Consider the following 18,620-nt stretch of genomic DNA (forward strand, 5'->3'; position numbering starts at 1 on the left):
ACAGCACCAACAGGACGCAGGCCACGGCAAGGACGCGCAGCCATGCACGCCAGCCCTGGCTGGCCCGTGCTTCGGCCGGCGCCGGATCTTCGGCCCTCATTCCACTCCCCTGGCGAATGTGGTGTGCACAGGCTACGCCGTGCGAGGCGCTTGCGTCTCAGGGCTTATCCGCAGGAAGTGTGCGATGACAGGATCAGATACCGGCCGGCTTGCGCATGGTCTTGAGCCGATCCACGGCATGCACCGTCAGCTCCACGATCTTTCCGCCGTGCTGCACCGTGAGTTGCACCTCACTCTCCGGTTCCGGGCGCGCCCACAGCTTCTTGTAGAAGGATTCGAGCGTGCCGACCTTCTCGCCATCGACGGCCAGCACGATGTCGCCGGGCACGAGCCCCGCTTCCTCCGCGGGACTGTCCTGATGCACGCGCACAATGCGGATGCGACCCTCTTGCTCGGTCGACGTGAGCCCCAGCCAAGGCCGGTGCCCCATGCTCGTCGTTCCCGTTTGCTGCATTTCGCCCAGGATGGGCTTGAGCAGGTCGACGGGGACGAACATGTTGCCGGGCACCTGGCGGCGATCGCCGCGGGCGTTCCCGACGAACAGGCTGCCGATGCCCACGAGCTCGCCGCTCGCGTTGAACAGCGGCGCGCCACTGTGATTGCGCAGCGGCGGCGTCGCGAAGAGCGCGCCATCGATGTGGTATTCCCAATAGCCGGAGAACGGGCGCGTGGACACCAGCTCGATGAGCTCCGCACGGCCATCCTCGCCTCCAGTGGCAGCCAGCAGCGATGTCCGTTCCGGCAGTCCGCGTGCCGTGCCGAGCGTCACGGGCTCGATGCCGCGCAGCGGCAGCACAGGTCGCACCAGCCCGAAGCCGGTGGCCTGGTCGTAGCCGACCGCGCGCGCCGGCAGCACGCGGTTGTCGCTCGTGGTGACCTGGATGGTGTCGGCCTCGATGATCAGGTAGCCGATGGTGAGGATGAGGCCGTCGGGGCCGATCACCACACCCGAACCTTCGCGCTCCTCTCCGAGGGTGTCGGCGGAGCGCGCGTCTTCGGCGACGGTGACCTGCAGGCCCACCACCGCTTGCATGGCGTGGGTGATCGCGTCGGCTGCCGCCTGGGGCGGCAGGCGGCCGGCGTGCGCGGCGCGCAGGACAGCGAGCAGGAGGATGCCGGCCAGGCGGCAGGCCGCGGACGCGAGTGGCATGACGACTTCCCAGGTGAATGGAAATCAGGATGCGACGCGGCAATTCCGCCCGCAATTGGCCCAAGGGGAACCCTGCCTGCACGGGTTTGCCGGGCCGCGCGCGCCGCCGTTTTTGCATAATGCGCCGCACCACTTCGACAAGGATATTCCGTGGCGACTTATCTCGAATTGAAAGAGCAGGCCGAAAAGCTTTTGGCGGAAGCCGAAAGAATGCGCGAACAGGAAATCACCGACGCGGTGGCCGACATCAAGCGGAAAATCGATTTGTACGGATTGACGGCGGAAGACCTGGGGCTCGCGAAATCCGCGGGTCCGGGCAGGAACCGGCCGAAGAACAAGGCGGTCGTGAAGTACCGCGGCCCGAACGGCGAGACCTGGTCAGGCGGCCGCGGGCGCAAGCCGCAGTGGGTCACGCAGGCGCTGCAGCAAGGCCGCAACCTGGAAGAATTCGCAGTGAAGGGCTAGCGCCAGGACCCTGCGCAGCCCGCTGCGGCGGGGCTCAGATGCCCACTTCCTCGGCTGCGTCGGCAACGGCCTGCGGCGCAGCGGGGATGGCCACCCAGCGGTAGAACAGGTGGTACGCGAGGACGCACAGGAGCAGCGCCGGGAACAGGATGTCGCCCCGGTTGCTGAAGAAGATCGCAGGCAGCACGGGAACGATCGCACAGATCCACATCACCACCGAGACCGCCGCGTTGGCGAGGTTGGGCGGCAAGGCGCCCAGCCGGGGCTGCACGAGGTGTGTCGCGACCAGGCTGTGCAGATGGCGGCGATCCGGCTGTCCAGGGGAGAGCCGGCCGCGGCTGCGCCGCACCACGCTGTACAGGACTTCCACCGTCGGATAGCCGCACAGGAGCACGCTCGCCCACGGCGTCACGTTCGGGTGCCGTGACAGCAGTTCGACGGAGAGCCACGCCAGCGCGAATCCGGAGAAGTAGGCCCCGCCGTCGCCCAGGAACAGCTTGCCCCACGGGAAATTGACGAGCCAGAAGCCGGCCATCGCGCCTGCCAGCACCAGCGACACCGTTGCGAGCGGCACGTCCCCGAGGGACAGTGCGATCGCGGACAGCGCCAGCGAGGAGATGATCAAGGTGCCGCTCGCGAGCCCGTGGAAGCCGTCGATGATGTTGATCGCATTCGCCACGCCGCCGACCGCGAAGGCGGTGAAGAGCACGGCAACGGGCCAGAAGGACAGCAGGTAGTCCGCGACCCCCATGTCCACACGGGTGAGGCCGGTGCCGGTCCACAGGGCCGCGAGCGCACCGCTGCCCATGGTGAGCAGCAGGCGCGAGCGGACGCTCACGCGCTTGGTGACGTCTTCGGTCAAGCCGCCCAGCAGTGCCGGCATGCCGGCCAGCAGCAGGACGGACATCAGCTTGTTTTCATCCGGCGACTGGATGAGCATCCAGGCGACGACCATCGCCACATAGATCGCGATGCCGCCGATGCGTGGCGTCGGATTGCAGTGAAATTTCTGCACTCCCTGCGGCAGGTCCATCGTCAGGTGGCCGTGCTTGTGAGCGCTCAGCACCAGCCCCTGGGCCAGCACGAAGGAGCCGGCAAGCGCCGCCACGGCGGGGATGAACGGGTGGGCAGGAAGCAAGGGGGTCCTCTTTACTGCTTGCCTGTGGCACAAAATGTGACAGGAAGACGCACTTTATTGCAAGCTGGCCGCTGAGGCAAGCCGCCCGATGGCGGGCGAATGCGATCCCCTCAAAACGGATACTTTGCTACCAATGGACCGTGCACAGAGGTCAACGCGACCGCGCATTGCCCGCAAGGGTCGATCGACGCGTCCCCTCGCAGACCTGCTGCGTTCCTAGCGCTGTGGCGTGTACTTGTAGTGCGTGTACCTGTAGCCGCCGTGCCGGTAGGCATAGCTGCCGTAGTGGCGGCGGGTGAAGTCCAGGGCGTTCAGCAGCACGCCCGTGACGCTGCGTCCCGCGTGCGTGAGCCGCTTTGCGCATTCCTGCAGTTCGCCCAGTTGCGTCGTCTCGGCGCGCGCCACCAGCAGCACGGTCCCGGCATGCACCGCGAGCGCTGCCGTATCCGCGGCAACCAGCACCGGCGCCGTGTCGATGATGACCAGGTCGTAATCGACGGAAAGGCGCTCCAGCACCGAGGCAACCGACGAGCTCATCATCAGTTCTGCCGGGTTGGGCGGCAAAGTGCCGGTGGTGATCAGGTCCAGGGAGGGAGTCAGGTCCCGGCGGATGACCTGCTCGGGCTGCAGGCTGCCGATGATCAACTCCGAAAATCCCTTCGCGCGTGGAACGCCGAAGTACTGGTTGAGGTAGCCCTTGCGCAGGTCCGCGTCGATCAGCAGCACGCGCTTGCCCGTGCTCGCCAGCAGCGCCGCGAAATTGGCCGACGCGAAGCTCTTGCCGACCCCGGGCGTCGCGCCCGTGATGATGATGCGATTGGACTTGGAATCCAGCATCGCGAACTGCAGCGCGGTGCGCAGGCTGCGCAAGCTCTCGACGGCGGGATCGTCGGGAGCGACGAGCGCCAGCAGGTGCACGCCCGGGCGCCGCTCCGCGATGTTGCGCGCCAGTTCCGCCTGGATCGTGGACAAGGGGATCGTGCTGTAGACGTTCATCCCCGTGACCGCCTCGATTTCCTGCGAGTTGCGCACGCCGCGGAAGAAGGCATTGCGGGCCAGTGCCAGCATGATCCCGCCGACGAGGCCCAGCACCGTCGCGACACCGACGATGCCCAGGCGATTGGGGCCGACCGGTTCCTCGGGCCGCGCCGCCGCGTCGATGACGCGCACGTTGCCGATCTTGCCCTCGCGCACCAGCTGGAGCTGCAGCGCCGAGTTGCGCAGTTGCAGGTACAGGTCGTTGTTCACCTGCACGTCGCGCTGCAGGCGCAGCGCGTCCTGCTGCACGTTGGGGAGCCGGCGGATGCGCGAGTTCAGGCGCTCCAGCTCCGCGTTCCAGGCGGCGATCTGCGCGTCCAGCGTCTTCACCGAGGGGTGTTCCGGCGTGAAGCGGGCGATCAGCTCGCGCCGCTTCTGTTGCGCATCCACCAGCTTGCCCTGGAGGTCGACGCTCTCGGTCAGGATCAGCTTGGCCTCGTCGTCGAGCGACACCGTGCCCTTCTCGTTGCGATAGCGCGTGAAGTTCTCTTCCGCCTGGTTCAACTGCTTCTTCAACTGCGGCATCTGCACGTCGAGGAAGGCCAGCGTCTTCTGCGCTTCCGCGGCCTTGCGTTCCACGTTCTGGTGAACGTACTCCTTGCCGATCTCGTTGAGCACCTGCGTGATCAGCTCGGGGTCGGCGCCGCGCAGGGTGGCCTCGATGATCCCCGACTGCCGGCCCTTCTCGGCGAGCTTCAGCAACTGCTGCAGCTCCTCGATGGCCGCCAGCCGCGAGCGGCGCACGAGGACGAACTGCGCTCCCGGCCGGCCCGCCAGGGTGGCGACCAGCAGCTTCACCGGCCCGGCGGGCGTGACCGCCTCGAGTCTCACGCCGACCACGCCGTGGACATCCGGCAGGTCCGGGTGGGTCAGCGTGTACTGGCCGTTCGCTCCCGCAGTCAGGCGGAACGGGGTGCCTTCCAGCGCCTCCGGCACCGTGAACTCGGGCACGTCGATAGCCTCCCGGCCGGTCACGTAGCCGCCGAAACCGAACAGGCCGGGGTCGGAAAGTCCCTGGGAGTGGCGGGCAAGCGCCGCGCCGAAGACCGGCAGGTAGCGCGGGCGCGCGCTGATGTACAGGCGCGCGTTGTCGACCGCCTTGCCGATCACCAGCCGCGAGCGGATGATTTCGATCTCCGCGGTCGTGGCCGTCTTCGTGTCGAACAGGCCCGCCGCCTGGCCCAGGATGTCCTTGGCGTTCGCCGAGTTGTCCTCGACCTGCACCAGCAGGTTGGCTTCGTAGACGGGCCGGGCGAGCAGCGCGTAGGTGCTTCCGAGCACCAGCGTCAGCAGGACGAGGGCGCCGATCAACCATCGGTTGTCGACGACGATGTCCCAGTACTCGACGAGGTTGATGCCCTCGTCTTCCTCCAGCGGCACCGCCGCGGCGGGCACGAGCTGGTTCTGAAACGGGTGCGGGGCGTTCATGAGGGGTCGCTGCTCACAGTCGTTCGATGCGCTGGAGCCACCGCTCGACGCCGGCGTCGATCAGTTCCAGCGCATGCCGGAATGCGCGTTCCGGCAGGCGATAGGGGTCGGGGATGTCCTGGTCGGTGAACTCGCCGAGGCGGAACACGCGGCCGCGGGACTCCGGGTACAGCTCTTCGAGCCGCTTGCGCTGGGCGCGGTCCATCACCAGGACGACATCCGAGTCCAGGCACATCTTGCGCGTGACCTGCACCGCACGATGGCCGCTGATGTCGATGCCACGCGCCTGCAGCAGCGAGACGGCCAGCGGGTCCGCCGGCTCGCCGACCAGCGCGCCGAGCCCCGCGGACCGCGTCGCGAACTGCGGCAGGCGTGCCGACAACAGGCCGGCGGCCATCGGGCTGCGGCAGATGTTGCCTTCGCACAGGACCAGCAGGTTCTTCACTGGACCAGGCTCCGTCCCAGGTTCGCGGCCTGCGCGCTGGGCAGGATGAGGTTGATGATGCGGTTCCACTGCACCAGCGGCACCGGGTCGATGTAGACCACGTCGCGCGGGCGCAGCGAGAAGTTCTCCGCCAGCGCGAGGGCGCTGGGGTTGTCGGCGTTCAGGTGGAACACGGCCGGGGAGCCGTCGCCCTGGTTGCGGATCACGTAGATCTGCCCGGTGTTCGCGGTGCCCAGGCTGGGCCCTCCGGCTTCGCCCAGAGCCTCGTTCAGCGTGAGGCGGCCGTTGTGCATGATCAACGCGGAGGGGCGCAGGATCTCGCCCATGACGTACACCTTGCTCTCGTCGCGATTGCGCACCGTCACCTGGTCGCCGTTGTGCAGCAGGATGCGCGCCGGGTTCACGTTGGCGTCCTGCAGCGCGATCAGGTCGATGATCGTGGTGCGGTTGTCGCGCGTGAGCGTGACGAACGAGCGGTCGCCGGCTGGCGTGATGCCGCCGGCACGATTGATCGCTTCCGGCAGCGTCATCGGCACGTCGGTGAAGATCTGCATGCCGGGGGCGCGCACCTCGCCTTCGACGTAGGCGCGGCGGCTGCGAAAGGAGCTGATCCGCACCGTCACCTGCGGATCCTTGATCACGCGCTGGATGCGCGATGCCACCAGTTCGCCCGCCTCGATCTCGGTCAGGCCGCCGACCTTCAGCCGCCCCGCGTACGGGAACGAAATGGAGCCGCTCGCGTCCACGATGAAGCCGGGCGCGCTGGTAATGCCCGTGGGGTCGGTGGACTGGGCGATGACCTGGCCACCGAGGGGCAGCAGCTCCGGGTGGTCGTACACGACGACGCTGACCACGTCGCTCGGGCCGATCGTGTAGGGCGCCGGCTCTCCGAACAGCGCCTGGACCTGCGGCGGCACGCCAGTCGGCCGCGCCCGATACTGCGCCTGCACGAGCGCGGGCGTGATCGGCGTCACCATGCCGGCGGGCGGATGATCCGGGTCCGCGGGCACGTACTGCCCCAGCGTCACGCTGGAGCGGTCCTTCGTGTCCACGTAGTCGAAACCGGGCGCCGTGACGACGGCGCATCCGTGCAGCAGCAGCGCGCACGCGAGCATCGTCCAGGGGACGAGCCGGCGAAGCTTCATCTGGTCCATGTCTTCTATTCTCTTGTCAACCGGAGACTGTAACTGAATGAACACGCATGGATCGTCGCTCGCGGAACGCCAGCGGCATCTGTGGAATCCTCATCGGAAATCACCATCTCGCCGCATCGCGAATGCGACGGATGTTGTCCTCGAAGTACACGAGGCTCGCTCGGTCGGAGTTGAAGACCGCGTCGAGACCGGGCACCGGCGGCTGAACTCCGTAGCCGGAACTCACCACGTTCTGCCGGCTGCCGACCGTGGTTTCCACCGCATGCGAGAAGCGGGGCGTGCCCGTCACCTGGAACAGCGACGGGTTCATGTCCCGGCGCGGGCCGATCGGCACGGTGAATTCCAGTCCGGCCATGCTCCGGGTGCCGGTGGATCCGAAGTTCGTGCGACGGTAGTAAAGCTGTACCGACACGTCGCCGAACCACTGGCGCAGGCCGATCATGCCGCCGCGGTCGCCGAACATGAACTGGCCTGCAGTGGCCTCGATGTACGTGCGCGTCGCGGCGACGTCGTAGCGATAGGAAAGCAGCAGCGGCGTCGCCTTCTCCGGTTCGCCCGCGACCCGGCCGAAATCGTCGTTGCGCATCCAGCCGGCAGCGGCGGTCACGCGATGCCGACCCTCTCCCGGCTCCCAGCGCAGGGAGGCGTTCACGCCGTCGAAGTGGTAGCCGAAACGACCCGCGGCGACCTGGGCGGAGGCCGCCGCGAGGCCGGCGTTGCGCACCGCCACCTCGTCGCCGCGCGCCAGCCAGTTCGCGAGGGGCAGGGCCAGGGTCTGCGTCAGCGCCAGGCTCTCCGTGTCGTTCGGAATGTGCCGGTTGTAGAACACGCCACCCGGTGCGTAGTCGTCGCTGCGCGCGAGTTCAGCGGTGACGCGCCAGTCGGCGCTCGCACCCGCCCACAAGGGCAGGCTGACGTTCGCGCCGATGCCTGCGGCGTAGTCGAGCGTGCCGACTTCGGTGGCGACGTTCGTGCGCAGTACCGGCGTGAGGCCCACGCGCAGCGTCTTCCAGCTGGGTTGCAGTCGCTGCACCACCCACTCGGCCCCGGCCTGCAGCGCCGCTGGGGAGGTCGTCCCGGGCGTGGAGAGTTCGCCCGCCGGGCACGCCGGCGTTGCCAGCGCGATCCACTGCCGCAGGCAGTCCGCTTCCCCGGTGACCGCCACGAGCGGCACCTGCCGCTGCGTGAGAACGAGGCGGTACGCCGTGCGCGTTTCCCCCAGCGTGTGGGAAACGGCGCCGAGCGCGACGCCCAGCGCGTCGACCGCGTTCCAGTTGTAGGTGGCGTTGTTCACCCGCACTGCCACCGAGCGGTCCGGCATGCGGCCCACCCAGATGTCTTCCAGCCCCTGCTGCCGCAGCCGCTCGGCCAACGCTTCGAGTGTGGCCGTCGAGAGGTCGGGGCCAGCCACGGCTCGCGCGGGAGCCGGCGGACTCGGGGGGGCGCCCGGTCGCAGCGGATCGTTGGCAGGCGCGGGCGGTTGCGGTGCCGGGCTCACGGCGACGCCGCCTGCGGGCGGCATGCGCGCCTCGTAGGTGGGCAGCGGCCGCTGGCCCTCCGCCAGTTCGGGCAAGGGCGCCGGGAGGCGAGCGGTCGGCCCGTTCGGGACCTTGTACAGCGGGATCGACAGCCCGGCGCTGAACCAGCTGCGCTGTGAGAGCGTGGTGTCCGTCAGGCGCACATCGGCGCCAATGTGCGCGGACCACCCTTGCGGCAGCCACGACGAAGGCGCGAACATGCGCACGCCGGCCCAGGCGTTGTGGTCCGTGTACTCGATGTGCCCGCGCATCCAGGGCAGGGGCTGCCACGCTGCCGATGCGAAGGGCCCGGCTAGCGGCGAGCGCGTCGCCTGCGTGCCGGTGGTGATCCGATTCGCGAGGCCGCCGCTGATCTCGAAGGCGTCGTCCAGGTACGTGAGCACGCCGTAGTAGCTGCGGAAGTTGGTCGCCTGGCCGCCGACATCGGTGGCCCCCGCCGCGATGAAGAAGCGGTTGCGTGCGTCCAGTCCGATCGCCGCCTTCGCGGAAGCGGAGAGGTCGCGCAGGCCGCCGCAGGGCTCGAGGAAGCAGTTCGCCTGCAGCGGCGAGTTGGCGGCGACGCGTGCGCCGAACTCCAGGTTGGGAAAGAAGCCGAAGCCCGTCACCACGTTGTGCCCCGCCGGATTGGCAGCGCCGGGCAACTGGTGGTCGTAGACGAGATCGAGGCGGCCCCATCCGACGAGCCGCGCGTCGGGCGTGAGCCCCATGCCCGTGAAGCCCCCGGAAGTCATCGTCGCCTCCACGGCGGCAGCGGGGAATGCGGCCAGTGCCGCGGCCGTGCCTGCGGCTGCGAAGAGGGCGAGGTGCTTCATGGGGCCGCGCATCTTACTCGTGCGGATGAGCTGACTGCACCACACCTGCCCGGCCATTTGGCGGAGTCGTCGTCAATCGGTTGCTTGCTTTGTTTACCGGTGGATACACATGAGGTACTCTTCAGTCCCGCATCCACGGCGCCTGCCGTGACCCGAACCACAGATTGAAGACATGAAGAAACTGATTCCGATCCTTGCCGCACTCGCCATGGCTGCCACGCTCACCGCCTGCGGTGGCGGTGGCGGTGGCGGTGGGGGATCGACGGCGCAGGTCGCTGCGTCCAACACCACCATCGCGATGGACGCCAGCAACGGCCAGACCGTCACGAGCTCGGTCACCGGCAAGTCCTTCAACTTCGCCAGCGGCGTGGCCGACTTCGGCACGTCCGGCGCCACCGCGTTGACGCTAGGCGCGTCCAACAGCTTCCAGGTCGCATCCGGCAGCAACACCGCGAGCGGCACGATGTCGTTCGGGTCCTGTCACTTCAAGGTCACCAGCTCGACCTTCACTTCCGGTCCGCTCGTCAACGGCAACACGGTGACGGTCACCAACTGCCAGCTCCTGGTCCTGACCAAGGGTCAGCCCGCCGACAGCAGCCAGCAGAGCCAGCAAGCGGAGCTCGTGCTGGATGGCGCGGCCTCGGCAACGGTGACGGTGACGGTCGCCGTCACTGCGGACGGCCGGATCCTGGTCAACAACGTGTCCGTGGGCACCGCGGCCCTGACGCCGGTGACCGGCGCCTGAGCGGCTCACGAACCCACCGGAATGCCCGCTGCATGCGGGCATTCTTCATGCGGACGAAAGTCTGCACCGACCACGGTGTCGCGCGGCTGCGGGCCCGAGGGATGCTGGATGAATGGGTGAGTGCCTTCGCCATTCTGCTGGGCGAAGAGCGCTGGTGCCGGAGCCCGGAATCGAACCGGGACGGTGTTGCCACCGGCAGATTTTGAGTCTGCTGCGTCTACCGATTTCGCCACTCCGGCAGCGAGAAGGGGAATCTGAAATTATGGCACAGTGAGACCATGCAATACCCCACGATCGAAGACGCGATCGGCCACACCCCACTGGTCGCATTGCAGCGGATCGGCGCGAGCGAGAACAAGCAACGCGGCAACGTGATCCTCGGCAAACTGGAAGGCAACAATCCCGCGGGCTCGGTGAAGGATAGGCCTGCCCTCTCGATGATCCGCCGGGCGCAGGAGCGCGGCGAGATCAAGCCCGGTGACACGCTCATCGAAGCGACTTCGGGCAACACCGGCATCGCGCTCGCGATGGCAGCCGCCATCCTGGGCTACCGCATGGTGCTGATCATGCCCGAGGACCTCTCGATCGAGCGGGCGCAGACCATGAAGGCATTCGGCGCCGAGCTGCTGCTCACGCCCAAGAGCGGCGGCATGGAATACGCCCGCGACCTCGCGGAGAACATGCAGCGCGAGGGCAAGGGCCGCGTGCTGGACCAGTTCGCGAATGCCGACAATCCCCGCATCCACTACGAGACGACCGGGCCCGAACTGTGGGAGCAGACGGGCGGCCGGATCACGCATTTCGTCAGCGCGATGGGCACCACGGGCACGATCACGGGCGTGTCTCGCTTCCTGAAGGAGAAGAATCCCGCGGTGCGCATCATCGGCGCCCAGCCGAGCGAAGGCTCGCGCATCCCCGGCATCCGCAAGTGGCCGCAGGCGTACATGCCGGCGATCTACGACCCGACGGCCGTCGACGAAACCGTGCTGGTCAGCCAGGAAGACGCGGAGGACATGTGCCGCCGCCTCGCCCGCGAAGAGGGCATCTTCGCCGGCATTTCCGCCGCCGGCGCTTGCTGGGTGGCGCAACAGGTCGCCCGGCAGGTGGAGAACGCGACCATCGTGTTCGTCGTGTGCGATCGCGGCGACCGCTATCTTTCCACCGGCGTGTTCCCGGCCTGAGACGGCGGCCCATGAGCGAGTATCGTTTCTGTCCGCAGTGCGCCACGCCGCTCGCGTGGATCGCGCAGCAGGAGGACGGCGGCAGCAAGGAGCGGCTGCGCTGTCCCGCTTGCCAATGGACGCACTGGAACAACCCGACGCCCGTGCTCGCCGCGGTCGTGCAGTACCAGGACCGCATCCTGCTTGCGCGCAACGCGGCCTGGAAGGGCAAGATGTTCGCGCTGATCACCGGCTTCATGGAAGCCGGCGAGACGCCGCACGAAGGCATAGCGCGCGAGATCGCGGAGGAGACCAACCTGCGCGCGACCGCGCTCGACCTGATCGGCGTCTACGACTTCCCGCGCATGAACCAGGTGATCATCGCCTACCATGCGGAGTGCGAGGGCGAGGTGCGCTTGTCTGCGGAACTCGCGGAGTACCGCCTGTTCGCGTACGACCAGGTGCGGTGCTGGCCGGCGGGCACGGGCCACGCGCTGGCGGACTGGTTGCGCAGCCGGGGCTACGAGCCCCAATACATGGAGTTCCCGCGCCCGCGCGAGGAGACCTGATGGACATCGACAAGGAAATCGACACGCGCGGGCTGAACTGCCCGCTGCCGATCCTGAAGGCCAAGAAGGCCCTGGCGGACATGCAGAGCGGCCAGCTGCTCAAGGTGGTCTCGACCGACAGCGGCTCGGTGCGCGACTTCCAGGCCTTCTCGCGGCAGACCGGCAACGAGCTCGTGGAGCAGCAGACCGTCGGCGCCGAGTACATGCACGTGCTGCGGCGGCGTTGAGCGCGCCGACCTTCGTTCCGTGGACGGCACCCATCCCCTCGCGCCGCTGAAGCTGCTCAATGCCTCGGGCGACGAGGCCGTCGTCAGCGTCCACGGCGGCCAGCTGCTGTCGTGGCGGCCGGCCGGCACGGGGGAGCTGATCTACCTGAGCCCGCTGTCGCATCCGGGCGAGGGGGTGGCCGTGCGGGGCGGCGTGCCGATCTGTTTTCCGCAGTTCTCCAACCGCGGGCCCTTGCCCAAGCACGGCTTCGCCCGCACCAGCCGGTGGATGCTCGTGACCGCGCCGGCGCCGCAGGCCGAGGTGGCGCAAGCGCGGTTCCAGCTCGATTCCAGCATGGTCGCCGGCGATCGCGCCTACTGCCTCGTGCTGGTGGTGCGCCTCGGCCCGCGCTGGCTGGAACTGCAGCTGCAGGTGGCCAATACGGGCCGCACCAGCTGGAGCTTCACTGCGGCGCTCCACACGTACTTCCAGCTCCCCGACCTGCGCTCGGCGAGCCTGGAGGGACTCCAGGGGCTGGACTACGAAGACATGGTGCGGGCGGGCAGCGTGCACCGCGAGCCGGCGCCGGCACTGGGCTTCGACGGCAGCGAGATCGACCGCGTCTACCGCGCGGCGGACCGGACCCTGGTCCTGCGTGCACCCGGCACGCCCGAGCGCCGCATCTCGCAAACCGGCTTCGTGGACGTGGTGGTGTGGAACCCGGGGCCGGCCAAGGCCGCAACCCTCGGCGACCTGCCCGCGCAGGACTGGACGCGCATGCTTTGCGTCGAGGCGGGCGCGATTGCGCAGCCGATCGAGCTCGCGCCAGGCAAGACCTGGCGCGGAACCCAGCGCGTCGATCTCGGAGAGCCTGGCTGACCGGCGTTCAGCCTTTCAGGTCGAGTGAGCGCAGGTATTCGCGGAAATCGGCGCCCACCTCGTCGTGCTTCAGCGCGAACGCGACCGAGGCTTCGAGGAAGCCGATCTTGCTGCCGCAGTCGTAGCGCCTGCCTTCGTAGCGGTAGGCGTGCACGCCCTCGGTAGGGATCAATTGCGCGATGCCGTCGGTGAGCTGGATCTCGCCGCCGCTGCCGCGCGGCTGGTTGGCGATGCAATCGAACACGGTCGGCGTGAGCACGTAGCGGCCGGCCACGCCCAGCCGCGAAGGCGCCTTGTCGGGCGACGGCTTCTCCACCATCGTGCGCACCTTGACCAGTCGCTCGCCCACGGTGTCGCCGGCCACGATGCCGTAGCGCTTCACGTGCTCCAGCGGCACTTCCTGCACGGCGAGCACCGACGTCTGCACTTCCTTGAAGACTTCGACCATCTGCGTCAGCACGCCGGGACCGCCGTCGGCGCCCACCATCAGGTCGTCGGCCAGCAGCACCGCGAAGGGGTCGTTGCGGACGATGTGCCGCGCGCAGAGCACGGCATGGCCCAGGCCGAGCGAGCGGGGCTGCCGCACATACGAGCAGTCCATGTCCGAAGGGGCCAGCGAGCGCACCAGCGAGAGCAGCTCGTCCTTGCCGTTCGCCTCGAGTTCCGTCTCGAGCTCGTACGCGGTGTCGAAGTGGTCCTCGATCGCGCGCTTGTTGCGGCCGGTGACGAAGATCATGTGGCGGATGCCCGCTTCGTACGCTTCCTCGACCGCGTACTGGATCAGGGGCTTGTCGACGATCGGCAGCATCTCCTTGGGCTGGGCCTTGGTCGCAGGAAGGAATCGCGTCCCGAGTCCGGCCACCGGGAACACCGCTTTGTTGACATGTGTGAACTTTTTCATCGACGCCTGTGTGTTGATGCGGGAGTGCCTGGACAGGCACGATCGTGCATTTTGCTGAAGAACGGGCGTGCGTGGTGGAAACGGGGAACGATCGTCCTCCAATTTCCCCCGCTCGAGGGTGTTCGTTCCGGGTGCGCGCGGCGAACCCGGCCCCGATCAGCCCAGCCGCTTCAGCTGCCCGCGGATCTTCTCCAGGGCGGCGGTGAATTCGGCGATGCGCTTGCGCTCCTGCTCGATCACGGCGGGGGGCGCCTTGGCCACGAAGGCCTCGTTCGCCAGCTTCGCGTTCGCCTTCGCGAGTTCGCCATCGAGCCGCTTTTCCTCCTTGGCCAGGCGCTGCTTCTCCGCCGCCGCGTCGATCTCCATGTAAAGACACAGGCGCGCGTCCCCTGCCACTGCCACCGGCGCGGCCTGGGCCGCCGCGGCCCATGCGGCTTCGTCGTCGAACACCTTCACTTCGCTCAGCTTCGCCAGCGCCTGCAGCACCGCGGCGGCCTCGCGGATGAAGTCTGCATCGCCCACGACATAGGCCGGCAGGCGCGTGGAGGGCGAGACGTTCATCTCGCCGCGCAGGTTGCGGCAGGCGTCGACCACCGCCTTGAGCTTCGCCATCCAGGCTTCGGCTTCGGGGCTCACGTTGGCCGAATTGCTCTCGGGAAACGGCGCCACGCTGACCGACGGCCCGCTCTTGCCCGCAACGGGCGCGACCTTCTGCCAGAGCTCCTCGGTGATGAACGGGATGACCGGGTGCGCCAGTCGCAGGATGGCCTCGAGCACGCGGATCAGCGTGCGCCGCGTGCCGCGCTGCTGCGCGGCGTCGCCCACCTGGATCTGCACCTTCGCGATTTCCAGGTACCAGTCGCAGTACTCGTCCCACACGAACTGGTAGATCGCACTGGCGACATTGTCGAGGCGGTATTCGGCGAAGCCCTTGGCCACGTCGGCCTCCGCCTTCTGCAGCAGCGAGACGATCCAGCGGTCCGCCGGCGTCAGCGATGCGTCCTGCTCCGTCAGGTCGTGGCCCTCGCAATTCATCAGCACGAAGCGAGTGGCGTTCCAGAGCTTGTTGCAGAAATTGCGATACCCCTCGCAGCGCTTCGCGTCGAAGTTGATGGACCGGCCCAGGGTCGCGAGCGCCGCGAACGTGAAGCGCAGCGCGTCGGCGCCGTAGGGCGGGATGCCCTGCGGAAACTCCTTCTCGGTGTTCCTGCGCACCTGCGGCGCGGTCTCGGGCTTGCGCAGGCCGGTGGTGCGCTTCTCCAGCAAGGGCGCGAGCGCGATGCCGTCGATCAGGTCCACCGGGTCCAGCACGTTGCCTTCGGACTTGCTCATCTTGCGGCCGTGCGAATCGCGCACGAGCCCGTGGATGTACACGTGGCGGAACGGCACCCGGCCGGTGAAGTGCGTCGTCATCATGATCATCCGGGCGACCCAGAAGAAGATGATGTCGTAGCCGGTGACCAGCACGGTCGACGGCAGGTACAGGTCCATGTCCTGCGTCTGCGCCGGCCAGCCCAGGGTGGAGAAGGGCACCAGCGCCGAGGAGTACCAGGTGTCCAGCACGTCGGGGTCGCGCGTGAGCTTGCGGCCCGGCGCCAGCGCCTGGGCCTGCGCCTCGTTCTCGGCCACGTAGACCTCGCCCTGTTCGTCGTACCAGGCCGGGATCTGGTGGCCCCACCAGAGCTGGCGCGAGATGCACCAGTCCTGGATGTTGTTCATCCACTGGTTGTAGGTGTTGACCCAGTTCTCCGGCACGAAGCGCACCGCGCCGCCTTGCACCGCATCGATCGCCTTCTGCGCGATGGACTTGCCGGTGGGGTCCTGCGGGCTCACCTTGGTCATCGCGACGAACCACTGGTCCGTGAGCATCGGCTCCACCACCTGGCCGGTGCGCGCGCAGCGCGGCACCATCAGCTTGTGCTTCTTCGTCTCGGCGAGCAGGCCTTGCGCCTCGAGGTCCGCCACGACCTTGCGGCGGGCCTCGAAGCGGTCGAGCCCCCGGTACGCGGCCGGTGCGTTGTCGTTGATCTTCGCGTCCAGCGTGAGCACGCCGATGATGGGCAGCTGGTGGCGCTGGCCGACGGCGTAGTCGTTCGCATCGTGCGCCGGCGTCACCTTCACGACGCCCGTGCCGAACTCCCGGTCGACGTACTCGTCGGCAATGACGGGAATCTCGCGGTTGCACAGCGGCAGCCGCACGGTCTTGCCAACGAGGTGGCGGTAGCGCTCGTCTTCCGGATGCACCATCACGGCGACGTCGCCCAGCATGGTCTCCGGCCGCGTGGTGGCGACGGTCAGGTGGCCGGAGCCGTCCGAGAGTTCATAGCGGATGTGCCAGAGGAAGCCGTCCTCCTCCTCGCTCTCGACCTCCAGGTCGGACACCGCGGTCTTGAGCTCCGGGTCCCAGTTCACCAGGCGCTTGCCGCGGTAGATGAGGCCCTGACGGTACAGCTGCACGAAGGTCTCGGTGACGATCTTCGAGAGCTTCTCGTCCATCGTGAAGTACTCGTGCGACCAGTCCACGCTATCGCCCATGCGGCGCATCTGCGTGGTGATGGTGTTGCCGGACTTCTCCTTCCACTCCCACACCTTCTCGACGAATTTCGCGCGCCCGAGGTCGTGGCGGCTCGTGCCTTGCTCCTGCAGCTGGCGCTCCACGACGATCTGCGTGGCGATGCCGGCGTGGTCCGTGCCCGGAACCCACAGCGTGTTGTCGCCGCGCATCCGGTGGTAGCGCGTCAGGCTGTCCATGATGGTCTGGTTGAACGCGTGCCCCATGTGCAGGGTGCCCGTCACGTTCGGCGGAGGCAGCTGGATGGCGAACGACGGCGCGCCGGCCTGCGCCTGGCCGGTGCCGCGATAGCCGGCCCTGGCGTAGCCGCGCTGTTCCCACAGCGGACCCCAGCGCGCCTCGATGGCCGCGGGTTCGAAGGACTTGGAGAGGCTGTTCAGCCCAGGTTGCTCGATGGTGCTCACCCCGGGATTTTACGGGGCGGGGCCGACCGGGCGCGGCTCGCTAGGACGGAAAGGTCTTCGCCGCCTCGACGCAGTCCTTGAGCACCTTCGCGTCGCCCACCTGGTTGGCGAGCAGCAGGATGAGCCGCGCGTTCAGCAGCTTCGACTGCTCTTCGTCGAGCCCCTGGTGCGCGTCGAGCAGCTGTTCGTAGAAGCCGTCGGCGTCCTGCAGGTTCAGTTGCGTCTTCATGCGACGTCCTCCTCCAGGGCGGCGCCCAGGGCCTGGCCCACGGCGTGGACCAGCGAAGCATCCACCGACTCTCCCGTCGCGGCGACATAGCTGTCCGGCCGCACCAGCGCCCAGGCGTGGCCGAACACATGGCAGGCGCCTTGCAGGTGGCCCTTGGGGTCGCGCACGTGCTCGAGGGCGCCGGCGCGTTCATCGGCGTCGAGCACCTGCACGCAGCGCACCGGTGCGGTGTCGCCCAGGGTGCGCAGGCGCGCCAGGGCCTCAGGGGATGGGCTGCCGAACACGAGTACCAGCAAGCGGCCCGCGGCCCAGCGCAGCAGGTCGTTGACCGTGCCCATGCTGCCGTCCGGCCACTGGAAGCCGACGTTCTGGACGGACTGTCCGCCGGTGCGGTCGCAGGCCGTGGAGCGGGAGTACGGATTCGCGATCGCCATGCGGCCGGTGTTGACGAACTGGCGCGCGAACACGTGCTGGCGCGCGAGGCTGAGCGCGGCATCGCGGAACAGCTTTTCCGCCGGTGTGGCGGGACGCAGGAAGCGCGCCGTGCGGTTGGTGACCTGCACGTTCTGCCGTGCCGCCTCGTGTCTTTCCTCGTGGTAGCTGTCGAGGAGCGCGGGCGCGGCACGGCCTTGCAGTACCGCGGCCAGCTTCCACGCCAGGTTGTCTGCATCCGCGATGCCGGTGTTGCCGCCGCGCGCACCGAAGGGACTCACGACCTTGGCCGAGTCGCCCATGAAGAACACGCGGCCGTGCCGCATCTGGTCGATGCACTCGCTGCGGTAGGCATACGGGCCGACCCACACGATCTCGATGCCCGCATCGGCGCCGAATTGCCGCACCAGGCGCTCGCGCACCACGTCTTCGCGGCTCACCTCCGACGGGTCCGAGTCGGGCGCCATCTGGTAGTCGATGCGCCAGACGTCGTCGCCCATGAGGTGCTGCCACACGGCGCGGTTCTCGTTGAACGGCGCCTCGATCCAGGTGTGCCGCTCCACCGGGGGATGCTTCGTGAAGCGCACGTCGGCGATGCACCAGCGGTCGTCGCCCTTCTTCGCGGTCACCGAGGCGCCGACCCACTGACGGAACGGGCTGTGCGAGCCGGTGGCGTCGATCACGTAATCCGCCCGCATCTCGTAGTCGCCGGCAGGGGTGCTCACGCTGAGCGTGGCGGCTTCGCCGTCCTGCCGGAAGCCGGTCACCCGGTTGCGCCAGCGCAGGTCCACATGCCCCAGCTGCACTATGCGATCCACCAGGAAGGCCTCGATGTAGAACTGCTGGATGTTGATGAAGGGCGGTTGCGTGGAGAGGTTATAGCCGCCTTGCTGCCGCAGGTCGAACGAGTACACCTCGTCCTTGCCCGCGAAGGTGCGGCCCACGCTCCACTGGATGCCCTTCGCCGCGATGCGATGGTAGATGCCGAGACGCTCGAAGATCTCCAGCGACTTCTGCGTGTAGCAGATGCCGCGCGAGGACGCGCCCTTCACGCCGACCGTGTTGTCCTCGTCCAGCAGCACGGCGGCTATGCCGTATTGCGCCAGCGCGCAGGCGGCGGTGAGGCCGGTGATGCCGCCGCCGACGATCACGATGGGGTGATGGCTGGTTTGCCCGGCAGCGATCTCCGGCGGCTCCCGAAACGGGTACTCGGGCAGCTGGTAGCCGCTGCCCTGCGCGAACTCATAGCCGTTGCTCCATGCCGGGGCGGCGTAGCTCTCCACCATCCTGTCTC

General features: G+C 68.1%; 17 protein-coding genes and 1 tRNA gene. 7 read left to right on the forward strand and 11 right to left on the reverse strand.

Going from position 1 to position 18,620, the window contains the following annotated elements; all coding sequences use genetic code 11:
- Positions 1-193: 193 nt before the first annotated feature.
- A complete protein-coding gene (locus JJB11_RS23260) occupies positions 194-1,210 on the reverse strand; it encodes a S1C family serine protease (RefSeq protein WP_201177223.1) in 1,017 nt (338 codons plus the stop codon).
- Here JJB11_RS23260 and JJB11_RS23265 point away from each other — a divergent pair.
- Both JJB11_RS23265 and JJB11_RS23270 read left to right on the forward strand, forming a co-directional pair.
- Positions 1,209-1,382 (forward strand): hypothetical protein, encoded by a 174-nt coding sequence (locus JJB11_RS23265; RefSeq protein WP_201177225.1) that lies wholly within the window; start codon positions 1,209-1,211, stop codon positions 1,380-1,382. The genes JJB11_RS23260 and JJB11_RS23265 overlap by 2 nt on opposite strands.
- Positions 1,379-1,675: an H-NS histone family protein gene (locus JJB11_RS23270; RefSeq protein ID WP_242529083.1), complete on the forward strand. Its 297-nt coding sequence runs from the start codon at positions 1,379-1,381 to the stop codon at positions 1,673-1,675. The genes JJB11_RS23265 and JJB11_RS23270 overlap by 4 nt, the downstream gene beginning before the upstream one ends.
- Before the next feature lie 34 nt (positions 1,676-1,709).
- Here JJB11_RS23270 and JJB11_RS23275 read toward each other — a convergent pair whose 3' ends face one another.
- The 5 genes from JJB11_RS23275 to JJB11_RS23295 form a co-directional block, all read right to left on the reverse strand.
- Positions 1,710-2,813: an MraY family glycosyltransferase gene (locus JJB11_RS23275; protein WP_201177229.1), complete on the reverse strand. Its 1,104-nt coding sequence runs from the start codon at positions 2,811-2,813 to the stop codon at positions 1,710-1,712.
- Between the two features lie 216 nt (positions 2,814-3,029).
- Positions 3,030-5,279: a polysaccharide biosynthesis tyrosine autokinase gene (locus JJB11_RS23280; protein ID WP_201177237.1), complete on the reverse strand. Its 2,250-nt coding sequence runs from the start codon at positions 5,277-5,279 to the stop codon at positions 3,030-3,032.
- Between the two features lie 13 nt (positions 5,280-5,292).
- Positions 5,293-5,724 (reverse strand): arsenate reductase/protein-tyrosine-phosphatase family protein, encoded by a 432-nt coding sequence (locus JJB11_RS23285; protein WP_201177245.1) that lies wholly within the window; start codon positions 5,722-5,724, stop codon positions 5,293-5,295.
- Positions 5,721-6,878 carry a polysaccharide biosynthesis/export family protein gene (locus tag JJB11_RS23290; protein ID WP_201965059.1) on the reverse strand — a complete coding sequence of 386 codons (1,158 nt, stop codon included), beginning with the start codon at positions 6,876-6,878 and terminating at the stop codon, positions 5,721-5,723. Before JJB11_RS23290 ends, JJB11_RS23285 begins: the two co-directional genes overlap by 4 nt.
- 100 nt (positions 6,879-6,978) lie before the next feature.
- Positions 6,979-9,228: a YjbH domain-containing protein gene (locus tag JJB11_RS23295; RefSeq protein ID WP_201177247.1), complete on the reverse strand. Its 2,250-nt coding sequence runs from the start codon at positions 9,226-9,228 to the stop codon at positions 6,979-6,981.
- 172 nt (positions 9,229-9,400) lie between these two features.
- Here JJB11_RS23295 and JJB11_RS23300 point away from each other — a divergent pair, with 172 nt between their 5' ends.
- Positions 9,401-9,973, forward strand: a complete 573-nt coding sequence (locus JJB11_RS23300; RefSeq protein WP_201177250.1) for a hypothetical protein — start codon at positions 9,401-9,403, stop codon at positions 9,971-9,973.
- 152 nt (positions 9,974-10,125) lie between these two features.
- Here the strand turns inward: JJB11_RS23300 and JJB11_RS23305 are convergent.
- A tRNA-Leu gene (locus JJB11_RS23305) sits at positions 10,126-10,212 on the reverse strand.
- 39 nt (positions 10,213-10,251) lie between these two features.
- Here JJB11_RS23305 and cysM point away from each other — a divergent pair.
- The 4 genes from cysM to JJB11_RS23325 are packed head-to-tail and all read left to right on the forward strand — an operon-like array spanning position 10,252 to position 12,788.
- Positions 10,252-11,154, forward strand: a complete 903-nt coding sequence (gene cysM, locus JJB11_RS23310; RefSeq protein ID WP_201177252.1) for a cysteine synthase CysM — start codon at positions 10,252-10,254, stop codon at positions 11,152-11,154.
- Positions 11,155-11,165: 11 nt separating this feature from the next.
- Positions 11,166-11,702, forward strand: a complete 537-nt coding sequence (locus JJB11_RS23315) for an NUDIX hydrolase (RefSeq protein WP_201177255.1) — start codon at positions 11,166-11,168, stop codon at positions 11,700-11,702.
- Positions 11,702-11,929 carry a sulfurtransferase TusA family protein gene (locus JJB11_RS23320; RefSeq protein ID WP_201177256.1) on the forward strand — a complete coding sequence of 76 codons (228 nt, stop codon included), beginning with the start codon at positions 11,702-11,704 and terminating at the stop codon, positions 11,927-11,929. Before JJB11_RS23315 ends, JJB11_RS23320 begins: the two co-directional genes overlap by 1 nt.
- A gap of 19 nt (positions 11,930-11,948) precedes the next feature.
- The gene (locus tag JJB11_RS23325) at positions 11,949-12,788 is read left to right on the forward strand and encodes an aldose epimerase family protein (protein ID WP_201177258.1); all 840 of its coding nucleotides are present in this window, start codon (positions 11,949-11,951) and stop codon (positions 12,786-12,788) included.
- A gap of 7 nt (positions 12,789-12,795) precedes the next feature.
- On the opposite strand, the gene galU is transcribed toward JJB11_RS23325, so the two are convergent.
- The 4 genes from galU to JJB11_RS23345 form a co-directional block, all read right to left on the reverse strand.
- On the reverse strand, positions 12,796-13,689 hold the full coding sequence (gene galU, locus JJB11_RS23330; RefSeq protein WP_201177260.1) for a UTP--glucose-1-phosphate uridylyltransferase GalU: 894 nt from the start codon (positions 13,687-13,689) through the stop codon (positions 12,796-12,798).
- Positions 13,690-13,845: 156 nt separating this feature from the next.
- Positions 13,846-16,665: a valine--tRNA ligase gene (locus tag JJB11_RS23335; RefSeq protein ID WP_201177274.1), complete on the reverse strand. Its 2,820-nt coding sequence runs from the start codon at positions 16,663-16,665 to the stop codon at positions 13,846-13,848.
- Positions 16,666-16,705: 40 nt separating this feature from the next.
- Positions 16,706-16,894, reverse strand: coding sequence for a DUF2783 domain-containing protein (locus tag JJB11_RS23340; RefSeq protein WP_201177276.1), 189 nt, complete (start codon positions 16,892-16,894; stop codon positions 16,706-16,708).
- Positions 16,891-18,612 (reverse strand): FAD-dependent oxidoreductase, encoded by a 1,722-nt coding sequence (locus tag JJB11_RS23345; protein ID WP_201177278.1) that lies wholly within the window; start codon positions 18,610-18,612, stop codon positions 16,891-16,893. The genes JJB11_RS23340 and JJB11_RS23345 overlap by 4 nt, the downstream gene beginning before the upstream one ends.
- Positions 18,613-18,620: the final 8 nt, after the last annotated feature.

The organism is Ramlibacter ginsenosidimutans, from assembly GCF_016654015.1.
GTDB lineage: Bacteria > Pseudomonadota > Gammaproteobacteria > Burkholderiales > Burkholderiaceae_C > Ramlibacter > Ramlibacter ginsenosidimutans.

Bases quoted from the DNA above. Each gene is read 5' to 3' on its own strand.
- JJB11_RS23290 (WP_201965059.1), bottom strand. From the start codon at position 6,878: ATGGACCAGATGAAGCTTCGCCGGCTCGTCCCCTGGACGATGCTCGCG.
- cysM (WP_201177252.1), top strand. From the start codon at position 10,252: ATGCAATACCCCACGATCGAAGACGCGATCGGCCACACCCCACTGGTC.
- JJB11_RS23280 (WP_201177237.1), bottom strand. From the start codon at position 5,279: ATGAACGCCCCGCACCCGTTTCAGAACCAGCTCGTGCCCGCCGCGGCG.
- JJB11_RS23300 (WP_201177250.1), top strand. From the start codon at position 9,401: ATGAAGAAACTGATTCCGATCCTTGCCGCACTCGCCATGGCTGCCACG.
- JJB11_RS23295 (WP_201177247.1), bottom strand. From the start codon at position 9,228: ATGAAGCACCTCGCCCTCTTCGCAGCCGCAGGCACGGCCGCGGCACTG.
- JJB11_RS23345 (WP_201177278.1), bottom strand. From the start codon at position 18,612: ATGGTGGAGAGCTACGCCGCCCCGGCATGGAGCAACGGCTATGAGTTC.
- galU (WP_201177260.1), bottom strand. From the start codon at position 13,689: ATGAAAAAGTTCACACATGTCAACAAAGCGGTGTTCCCGGTGGCCGGA.
- JJB11_RS23265 (WP_201177225.1), top strand. From the start codon at position 1,209: ATGACGACTTCCCAGGTGAATGGAAATCAGGATGCGACGCGGCAATTC.
- JJB11_RS23315 (WP_201177255.1), top strand. From the start codon at position 11,166: ATGAGCGAGTATCGTTTCTGTCCGCAGTGCGCCACGCCGCTCGCGTGG.
- JJB11_RS23260 (WP_201177223.1), bottom strand. From the start codon at position 1,210: ATGCCACTCGCGTCCGCGGCCTGCCGCCTGGCCGGCATCCTCCTGCTC.
- JJB11_RS23320 (WP_201177256.1), top strand. From the start codon at position 11,702: ATGGACATCGACAAGGAAATCGACACGCGCGGGCTGAACTGCCCGCTG.
- JJB11_RS23340 (WP_201177276.1), bottom strand. From the start codon at position 16,894: ATGAAGACGCAACTGAACCTGCAGGACGCCGACGGCTTCTACGAACAG.